This window comes from Roseovarius sp. MBR-78, assembly GCF_040547535.1.
Classification (GTDB): domain Bacteria; phylum Pseudomonadota; class Alphaproteobacteria; order Rhodobacterales; family Rhodobacteraceae; genus Roseovarius.
Genome location: NZ_JBEPPX010000003.1, coordinates 147,297 through 156,313, shown reverse-complemented (window position 1 = coordinate 156,313; position 9,017 = coordinate 147,297). Strand labels below are relative to the sequence as shown.

The window sequence follows — 9,017 nt, the reverse complement described above, 5'->3', positions numbered from 1 at the left end:
CCGTGTGACACCGATAGGTTACGCGCCTTCTCGAAATCGCTAGGCCGCCGGACGGCCCAGCGATCGCGCGGCGGCGTGCAAGCACGCCTTGACTCCGCGCGGGGGCTAGCAGCAACCTCCGCCTCAGCCCACAAACGTCCCGCGCACCAACCTCACACCCACTTCGCCAGCGGCGGCAGGCTCATCAGCACGGCATTCGCGTCATGCCCGGTGGCGAGGCCGAATTTCGTGCCACGGTCGTAGACAAGGTTGTATTCGGCATAAAGCCCGCGATGCACAAGCTGCGTGTCGCGGTCGGCCTCGGTGAAATCCTGCACCCGGCGGCGCTCGATCAAGGGCAGATAGGCGGGCAGGAAGGCGCGCCCGATATCCTGCGTGAGCGCGAAATCGGCCTCCCAGTCGCCGGTGTTGCGATCATCCATGAAGATGCCACCCACCCCGCGCGCGCGGCCCCGGTGGGGGATGTAGAAATATTCGTCCGCCCAGGCCTTGAGCTTGGGGTATAGATCGGCCCCGTGGGGATCGAGATGGGCTTTCTGCGTGGCATGGAAATGGCCCGTGTCCTCGGCATATTCGATGCAGGGGTTGAGGTCCGATCCGCCGCCGAACCACCAGGCATGCGGCGTCCAGAACATGCGGGTATTCATGTGGACGGCGGGGCAATGCGGGTTCTGCATATGCGCCACAAGGCTGATGCCAGAGGCCCAGAAACGCGGGTCATCCGCCATGCCGGGCACGCCGCGCGCGGCCATCGCCTTTTGCGCCGCAGCCCCAAGATGGCCATAGACTTCGGAGACGTTGACGCCCACCTTCTCGAACACGCGCCCGCCGCGCATCACGCTCATCAGCCCGCCGCCCGCCTCCGTGCCGTCGTCGCTCGTGCGCCGGGTCTCGCTCACGTCAAACCGGGCCGGGGCGGCACCCGCAAGCGGGCCGGTATCGTGGCTGTCCTCCAGCGCCTCGAAGGCGGCGGTGATCTCGTCGCGCAGGGCGCGGAACCAGGCGCTTGCGCGGGCTTTTTGCGGGATGAAATCGTCGGTCATGGCATGGTCTTTCAATGTGCGGGGGCGGTGACCGGATCGAGCAGGGTGCGCCCGCCATCCATCGTCATGATCTGCCCGGTCATGAACCCCGCCCCGTCCGAGGCGAGATATTGCACCGCCTCTGCCAGTTCGGTGGCCGAGGCGATGCGACCGAGGGGCGTGTGATCCTCGATATCCTCGCGATACCCGCTATGGTCGCGCAGCGTATCCTTGAGTGAGGCGCTCATCACCGAGCCAAAGGCCACCGCGTTGACGCGGATCTGGTGCGGCGCGAGCGCCACGGCAAGGCTGCGCGTCATCTGGTCGAGCGCGGCGGACGAGATCGAATAGGCCATCAGGTCGGGATGGGTGCGGCGCGCGGCGATGGATGAGAGGTTGACGATGGCCCCGGCAGAGCCCTTTTTGCCGCCCTTCGCCTGCTTTATCATCCGCCGCGCGACAAGCTGGCTCATGCGCAGGGCCGTCATCAGGTTTTGCTGCAACAGCGTCTCGACCCCGTCATCGTCGGGGTTGAGCGCATCCGAGGCCGCGACCTGCCGACAGGCATTGACCAGGATATCCACCTCCTCGAACGCGTCGAGCGTGGCCGACAGAAGGTTGGCCTGAGCCAGTTTCTGGCGCATGTCGCCGGCGAAAAACCGGATATTGTCGCCCTCGGCAAGCGTGCCCAGTTCTGCCTTGAGGCGGGCTTCGTCGCGGTCGGCGAACATCACCTTGGCGCCCTTGTCGGCAAAATGCCGCCCGATGGCGAGGCCAACCCCGTTGGCGGCACCGGTGACGATGGCGGTCTTGCCGGAGATGGAAAAAGACATGGGAACGGCCTTCTGATTGCTCCGTCGCGCGGCCACGTTAGGCGATTTCAGCGCCGCTGGCGAGAGGGATGGCTGGCGTGGAGGATCTTGAAACGGGTATCGCCCGCCGCTTCCTCGACGCGCTTGAAATGCTGCGCCAGCGTGGCCTCGTAGGCGAGGTGGCGATTGGCCACCAGCCACAGCGCGCCCGCCGGTTTCAGCATCCCGGCAGCCGCAGCGATAAAGGCACGGCCGAGGCCGGGATCGGCGGCGCGCCCGGTGTGAAAGGGCGGGTTCATGATGACCGTGTCGGCGGCGGTGGCGGGGTGCCAGCGGGTGGCATCGGCCCAGTGGAAATGGGCGCGGCTGCCGGTGATGTTGCGCCGCGCACAGGCAAGCGCATCGGCATCGGCCTCGACCAGGTCGAGCCGGGTGATGGTCTCGCGCACAAGTGCGCGCGCCGAGAGATAGCCCCAGCCGCCGCCAAGGTCGATGACATGGCCGCCGAGTTTGGGCGGCAGCGTGTCGGCGAGCGCGCGCGATCCGGGGTCGATCCCGTCGGCGGAAAAATTGCCCGCCGCGGTGACGAACCCGCCCTCGATCTGGCGAAGGGCCGCAGGCAGCCACGCGTGGAGGTCGGCACCAGGGGCAAGGGCAAAGAGCTTGCCATGCGCCTTGGAGAGCGGCGCGCCGGGGGTGGCGTGGGCGTGCGCGCGCAGGGCGCGCAGCATCGATTCGATACCGCTGGTCTTGTCGCCATCCACGATCACCGGCCCGTCGGTATGGGCCGTGGCCGTCGCGATCATCGCCTGCGCCAGCGCGCGCGCGCGCGGCAGGCAGACAAGCGCCGCCGCGTAGCGCCCCGAGGGTGCGGTGGCGCACTCAAGGCCCTCGCCGGTGAAGTGATCGTGATCGGGCTTGAGCGTGGTGATGACCTGCACGCGCCCCTTGGGCAGCGCCGACAGATCCGCGCCCGCGCGCGGCCCGATGACGGCGATGCGCCCCGCCTCGGGCAGGGCAACGGCCCCGCTTTCCAGCGCGAGCGTCAGGCGCGTGCCAAGGCCCACGTTATTCCTTTTCCATCGTGCATTGCAGCGGATGCTGGTGGCGACGGGCGAAATCCATCACCTGCGCCACCTTGGTTTCGGCGATCTCGTGGCTGAACACGCCGACGACGGCGACGCCCTTCTTGTGGACGGTTAGCATGATCTCGAACGCCTGCGCGTGCGACATGCCGAAAAACCGCTCCAGCACCGCGACGACGAATTCCATCGGCGTGTAATCGTCGTTGAGCAGCAGCACCTTGTAGAGCGGCGGGCGCTTGGTCTTGGCGCGCGTCTTGGTGACGATGGCGCTGTCGGCGTCATCGTCCTCGGGGCCGGTCATGGTGGTGATCGGGACGTGTGCGGACATGCTGAGTGCTCTTGGCCGTGGCTGGTGGGTTTGGTTGCGATGGCGGGCTTTGCGCGCCCCGGCCCCTCTATATAACCGATGAGGCCGCCGAGAAAAGGGGGGTGGGGCGCGGTCGCCTCAATTCGTGGCCGTGACGGGGCCGCGCCCGGCAATCAGGGCGGTGACCTCGGCTGCCGCCCCGGTGACCGCCGCGCCGAAGGCGGGCAGCCGATCCTCGGCAAAGCGCGAGGAGGGGCCGGAAATCGAGATGCCGCCGCAGGGCTCGCCCCGCCCGTCGAGGATGGCTGCGCTGATGCAGGACATGCCCTCGTAACGCTCGTCGCGGTCGAACGACCAGCCGCGCGCGCGAATCGCGGCAAGATCGGCGGCGAGGCTGTGACGGTCGCGATGGGTGCGCGGGGTAAAGCCCGCAAGCCGCGTCTCGGGCAGCAGGCGGCGCAGCCGGTCCTCGGGCAGGGCGGCGAGGATCGCCTTGCCGATGCCCGAGGCGTGCATCGGCGTGCGCGAGCCGGGCGGAAAGAAGGCGCGGATCGGGTTGCCGGTCTCGACCTGGCCGATAAAGACCACCTCGGCCCCGTCCGGTACGGCGAGATTGGCGGTCTCGCCGGTCTCTTCCATCAGCCGCCGCATGACCGGGCGGCCGGCATCGGCAAGGTTGGTGCGCTTGAGATAGGCAACGCCGGTGCGATAGGCCTCGATGCCGATGCTCCAATCCTGCCGCTCGTCGTCGAACCGCACGAAATCATGGCCTTGCAGCGTGGAGAGGATGCGGTGGGTGGTGGCGGTGGGGATGTCGAGCGCGCGCGACAGATCGCTGAGGCTGGTGCCGTCTTGCCCTGCGACAGCGGTGAGCACGCTGAGCGCGCGGTCGAGCGCCTGCATGGTGCCCGCGCTGCTTTCGGTGAATTGCGATTTTGGGCGGCCACGGGGGCGTTTGGTCTGGGTCATGGGCGGGCCTGTGATGGGGAGGGTGAGCCGCGCGAGTGCCCGACCGCGGGTGGGCGCTGCAACGGTTTTGGCAGGCGATTTATGGTGCCGAATACTTGAACGATGATGCGGGTGTGCACCGTTGCAAAAGCGCCCGCCCGTCCGGGCGGTCGGGCGCTCGCGCGGCGGCGTGCAAGCACGCCTTGATTCCGCGCGGGGGCATGATTTTTGGCGGCTTGGATCATGATCGTTCCTGTATCACGCGCCTTGCATCATATTTCCAGTGAAAAATATTTCCATAGTATTCTCTGTCACGAGAATTGAAAAATATAAAACAACATAAAATCATATATTAAGGTTTTTACAGTCAAGAATGAAAAACATTTTCAATAAAATTGCATCCCGCCCCGTTCCGCGCCATGATGTCCCATCACGAGGAGGCCTGCGCCATGTCAGATCAAAACCCGGTTTTCATCCCCGGCCCGACCAATATCCCCGACCGCCTGCGCCGCGCCATGCAGGTGCAGACGATGGATCACCGCTCGCCCGCCTTTGCCGGGGCTCTTGCCCCCGTTCTGGCGGGCTGCAAGACGGTGTTCGGCACCTCTGAGGCCGAGATCATCACCTTCCCCTCCTCCGGCACCGGCGGTTGGGAGGCGGCGATCACCAACACGCTCTCGCCCGGCGACAAGGTGCTGGTGGCGCGCTACGGCATGTTCAGCCATCGCTGGATCGACATGTGCCAGCGCCACGGCCTGGATGTGCAGATCATCGACTGCCCCTGGGGCAGCGGCGCGCCCGCCGACCGCTTCGCCGACGCGCTGCGCGCTGACACGGCCCACACGATCAAGGCGGTTCTGGTCACGCATAACGAGACCGCGACGGGCGTCAAATCCGACATCGCCGCCGTGCGCGCGGCGATGGATGGGGCCGGGCACCCGGCACTTTTGATGGTGGATTGCGTGTCATCCCTCGGCTCGATGCCGTTCGAGATGGACGGTTGGGGCGTGGATATCGCCGTGTCCGGCTCGCAAAAGGGGTTCATGCTCGCGACCGGCATGGCGATTGTCGCCGTCAGCCCCAAGGCGCTTGCCACGATGGAGGGGGCCACCCTGCCGCGCACCTTCTTTGACTTCCGCGACATGATGAAGGCAAATGCCAGCGGCGGCTTTCCCTACACGCCGCCGCTGCAACTGATTTTTGGCATGGCCGAGAGCCTCAAGATGCTGTTCGAGGAGGGGCTGGAGAATGTCTATGCCCGCCACACGCGGCTGGCCGAGGGGGTGCGCGCTGCGGTTCAGGCCTGGGGGCTGGAGCTGGTGGCGCAATCGCCCGCGCTTTATTCCGACACGGTGAGCGCCATTTACGTGCCCGAGGGCTTTGACAGCAACGCGCTGGTGAACCACGCTTTCGCCACCTACGGGATGAGCTTTGGCGTGGGGCTGGGCGAGATGAACGGTCGCGCCTTCCGCATCGGCCACCTGGGCAGCCTCACGGATGCGATGGTGCTCTCGGGGCTGGCCACGATCGAGATGGCGATGGCCGATCTCGATTATCCGATCCGGCTTGGCAGCGGTGTGATGGCGGCGCAGGAGCATTTTCGGGCCACCGTGAAACGCGCGCTGACACAGGCTGCATGAGGGGAGAGACCATGCTTGATACGAGAGACAAGACCGGTGCCGATCTGAGCATCGACGACATGCTGGCCGCGCGCGCACGGATCGCGCCCTATATCCACCGCACGCCAGTGCTGACCTCGTCGTTCCTCAACAACCTGACCGGGGCTGACCTGCATTTCAAATGCGAGAATTTTCAGAAGGCGGGTGCGTTCAAGGTGCGCGGCGCGTCGAACGCGGTTTTCGGCCTGTCGGACGAGATCGCCGCGCGCGGCGTGGCGACGCATTCGAGCGGCAACCATGCGCTCAGCCTCAGCTATGCCGCCGGACGGCGGGGCATTCCCTGCCATGTGGTCATGCCCCGCACCGCCCCGCAGGCCAAGAAGGACGCCGTGCGCGGCTATGGCGGGATCATCACCGAATGCGAGCCGTCAACGACGAGCCGCGAAGAGGTGTTCGCCCGCGTGCAGGCCGAGACGGGGGCCGAATTCGTGCATCCCTACAACGATCCGCGCGTGATCGCGGGGCAGGCCACCTGTTCGGCGGAACTGATCGAGCAGGTCGAGGGGCTGGACGCGGTGATCGCCCCCATCGGCGGCGGCGGCATGATCTCGGGCACCTGCCTGACGCTGTCCAATCTCGCGCCGCATGTGAAAATCTACGCCGCCGAGCCGGAGCAGGCCGACGACGCCGCGCGGTCGTTCCGCGCGGGCCATATCATCGCCGATGACGCGCCCAATACCGTGGCAGACGGGCTCAAGGTGCCGCTTAAGGAAAACACCTGGCATTTCGTCAGCCATTTCGTTGAGGATGTACTGACCGCGAGCGAGCAGGAGATCATCGACGCGATGAAACTCACCTGGGCGCGCATGAAGATCGTGATCGAGCCAAGCTGCGCCGTGCCGCTGGCCGTGATCCTGAAAAACCCCGAGGTCTTCGCGGGCAAGCGCGTCGGCGTCATCATCACCGGCGGCAATGTCGATCTCGACAGCCTGCCCTGGATCAAGTGAGGCCGCACAGCGCGCGCCCCTGTAAAACAACCGGAGGATACCATGAAAGACGCGATCAATCTTGACGAATACGAAGTGGGCTTCGACATCCCCGCTCTGCCCGGCATGGACGAGGCCGATATTCAAACGCCGTGCCTCGTGCTCGATCTCGACGCGCTGGAGCGCAATATCAAGAAGATGGGCGATTGGGCCCGCGCGCATGGCGTGCGCCACCGTGTGCATGGCAAGATGCACAAATCGGTGGATGTGGCCAAGTTGCAGGAGAGCCTTGGCGGTGCCTGCGGCGTCTGCTGCCAGAAGGTGAGCGAGGCCGAGGTATTCGCGCGCGGCGGCATCAAGGATGTGCTGGTATCCAATCAGGTGCGCGACCCGGCCAAGATCGACCGGCTGGCGCGGCTGCCGAAACTCGGCGCGCGCGCGATTTGCTGCGTCGATGATCTGGCCAATGTGGCGGACCTATCGGCGGCGGCCGTGAAGCATGGCACAGAGATCGAATGCCTTGTGGAAATCGACTGCGGCGCGGGGCGCTGCGGTGTGACCACCACCCCCGCCGTGATCGAGATTGCCAAGGACATCGACGCGGCACCGGGGCTCAAGTTCGCCGGTATCCAGGCCTATCAGGGCGCGATGCAGCATATGGACAGCTATGAGGACCGCAAGGCCAAGATCGAGGTGGCCGTGGCGCAGGTGCGCGACGCGGTCGAGGGGCTGAAGGCCCAAGGGCTGGACTGCGACATCGTCGGCGGCGGCGGCACCGGCAGCTATTATTTCGAGGGCACCTCGGGCGTCTATAACGAGCTTCAGTGCGGCTCTTATGCCTTCATGGATGCCGATTACGGGCGCATTCTGGACAAGGACGGCAACCGGATCGACCAGGGCGAGTGGGAAAACGCGCTCTTCATCCTGACCTCCGTCATGAGCCACGCCAAGGCGGACAAGGCGATCGTGGATGCAGGCCTCAAGGCGCAATCGGTGGATAGCGGCCTGCCGGTGATCTTTGGCCGCACGGATGTGCAATATGTGAAATGCTCGGACGAGCATGGCGTGGTGGCCGACCCCGACGGCGTGCTCAAGGTCAACGACAAGCTGCGGCTGGTGCCGGGCCATTGCGACCCGACCTGCAATGTCCATGACTGGTATGTCGGCGTGCGCGGCGGCAAGGTCGAGACGGTCTGGCCGGTCTCGGCGCGCGGCAAGGCGTATTGAGGGCGGGCATGATGGACAGCCAAACAGAGATGCAAGGCATTGTCATCGTCGGCGAAGGTGTCTGCGAAGAAGTGATCACCCGCGCGGATGCTTTCGGCGCGGTGGAGGCCGTATTCGCCGCCATGGCGCGGGGCGATGCCTATAATTTCCCCGTCGTGCGCGAGGCGATCGGTCACGCCGACGCACTCTACGGCTTCAAAGGCGGGTTTGACCGCGCGGGGCTGGCGCTTGGCCTCAAGGCGGGGGGATACTGGCCCGGCAACATGGACAAGGGACTGACCAACCATCAGTCCACCGTGTGCCTCTTCGATCCCGATACCGGGCAGTTATCGGCGCTGGTGGGCGGCAATTACCTGACCGCTTTGCGCACGGCGGCCTCCTCCTCGGTCTCAATCGCCCATCTGGCGCGCAAGGATGCAAAGGTTCTGGGCATGGTCGGCGCGGGCCATCAATCGACCTTCCAGTTGCGCGCCGCCGCCGAGCAGCGCGATTTCGAGAAGGTCGTCGCGTGGAACCCGCATCCCGAGATGCTGCCGCGCCTTGGCGCGGTGGCCGAGGAACTGGGGCTGGCCTTCGAGGCGCTCACGCCCGAGGAACTGGGTGCCGAGGCCGATGTGATCATCACCATCACCAGCGCGTTCGAGCCGCTTCTCATGGCCGATTGGATCAAGCCCGGCACGCATATCGCCTGCATGGGCACCGATACCAAGGGCAAGCAGGAGGTGGACCCGGCGCTGCTCTCCCGTGCCTCTGTCTTTGCCGACGAGATCGCGCAATCGGTCAGCATCGGAGAGGCGCAGCACGCGGTGGCAGAGGGCCTTATTGCCGCAGGCGACATCACCCCCATCGGCGCGGTCATCAACGGCACCCATCCGGGGCGCAGCTCTGACGACGAGATCACGCTGTTCGACGGCACCGGCGTTGGCTTGCAGGATCTCGCGGTGGCCTCGGTCGCGGCGCGCATTGCACGCGCGCGCGGCCTTGGCGAGGTAGTGCGGCTGGGTTGAGGCG

9 protein-coding genes are annotated in these 9,017 nt (G+C 65.9%); 4 read left to right on the top strand and 5 right to left on the bottom strand.

From position 1 onward, the window contains the following. Nucleotides 1–152 precede the first annotated feature (152 nt). The 5 genes from hemF to bhcR all read right to left on the bottom strand — a co-directional run bounded on the left by hemF (nt 153) and on the right by bhcR (nt 4,195). Nucleotides 153–1,043, bottom strand: coding sequence for an oxygen-dependent coproporphyrinogen oxidase (gene hemF, locus ABIE58_RS03655; RefSeq protein ID WP_354543329.1), 891 nt, complete (start codon nt 1,041–1,043; stop codon nt 153–155). Nucleotides 1,044–1,054: 11 nt separating this feature from the next. Then, a complete protein-coding gene (locus ABIE58_RS03650; protein ID WP_354543328.1) occupies nt 1,055–1,855 on the bottom strand; it encodes an SDR family NAD(P)-dependent oxidoreductase in 801 nt (266 codons plus the stop codon). 47 nt (nt 1,856–1,902) lie between these two features. Further along, entirely contained in the window at nt 1,903–2,901 is a 999-nt protein-coding gene (locus ABIE58_RS03645) for a class I SAM-dependent methyltransferase (RefSeq protein ID WP_354543327.1), read from the bottom strand. A gap of 1 nt (nt 2,902) precedes the next feature. Beyond that, on the bottom strand, nt 2,903–3,220 hold the full coding sequence (gene clpS / locus ABIE58_RS03640; RefSeq protein ID WP_502950060.1) for an ATP-dependent Clp protease adapter ClpS: 318 nt from the start codon (nt 3,218–3,220) through the stop codon (nt 2,903–2,905). A 144-nt stretch (nt 3,221–3,364) separates the two neighbouring features. Further along, nucleotides 3,365–4,195 carry an HTH-type transcriptional regulator BhcR gene (gene bhcR, locus ABIE58_RS03635; RefSeq protein WP_354543325.1) on the bottom strand — a complete coding sequence of 277 codons (831 nt, stop codon included), beginning with the start codon at nt 4,193–4,195 and terminating at the stop codon, nt 3,365–3,367. A 428-nt stretch (nt 4,196–4,623) separates the two neighbouring features. Between bhcR and bhcA the strand changes: the two genes are divergently transcribed. From bhcA to bhcD, 4 genes are read left to right on the top strand one after another with little or no spacing between them, the layout of a single operon-like run. After that, nucleotides 4,624–5,814 carry an L-aspartate--glyoxylate aminotransferase BhcA gene (gene bhcA, locus ABIE58_RS03630; protein WP_354543324.1) on the top strand — a complete coding sequence of 397 codons (1,191 nt, stop codon included), beginning with the start codon at nt 4,624–4,626 and terminating at the stop codon, nt 5,812–5,814. An 11-nt stretch (nt 5,815–5,825) separates the two neighbouring features. Further along, on the top strand, nt 5,826–6,800 hold the full coding sequence (gene bhcB, locus ABIE58_RS03625; RefSeq protein ID WP_354543323.1) for a beta-hydroxyaspartate dehydratase BhcB: 975 nt from the start codon (nt 5,826–5,828) through the stop codon (nt 6,798–6,800). 42 nt (nt 6,801–6,842) lie between these two features. Continuing rightward, entirely contained in the window at nt 6,843–8,006 is a 1,164-nt protein-coding gene (gene bhcC / locus ABIE58_RS03620) for a 3-hydroxy-D-aspartate aldolase BhcC (RefSeq protein WP_354543322.1), read from the top strand. Nucleotides 8,007–8,044: 38 nt separating this feature from the next. Beyond that, nucleotides 8,045–9,013, top strand: a complete 969-nt coding sequence (gene bhcD / locus ABIE58_RS03615; RefSeq protein WP_502950059.1) for an iminosuccinate reductase BhcD — start codon at nt 8,045–8,047, stop codon at nt 9,011–9,013. Nucleotides 9,014–9,017: the final 4 nt, after the last annotated feature.

Coding starts and splice junctions, on each gene's coding strand:
- bhcC (WP_354543322.1), top strand. CDS start 6,843: ATGAAAGACGCGATCAATCTTGACGAATACGAAGTGGGCTTCGACATC.
- clpS (WP_502950060.1), bottom strand. CDS start 3,220: ATGACCGGCCCCGAGGACGATGACGCCGACAGCGCCATCGTCACCAAG.
- hemF (WP_354543329.1), bottom strand. CDS start 1,043: ATGACCGACGATTTCATCCCGCAAAAAGCCCGCGCAAGCGCCTGGTTC.
- ABIE58_RS03650 (WP_354543328.1), bottom strand. CDS start 1,855: ATGTCTTTTTCCATCTCCGGCAAGACCGCCATCGTCACCGGTGCCGCC.
- bhcB (WP_354543323.1), top strand. CDS start 5,826: ATGCTTGATACGAGAGACAAGACCGGTGCCGATCTGAGCATCGACGAC.
- bhcR (WP_354543325.1), bottom strand. CDS start 4,195: ATGACCCAGACCAAACGCCCCCGTGGCCGCCCAAAATCGCAATTCACC.
- bhcA (WP_354543324.1), top strand. CDS start 4,624: ATGTCAGATCAAAACCCGGTTTTCATCCCCGGCCCGACCAATATCCCC.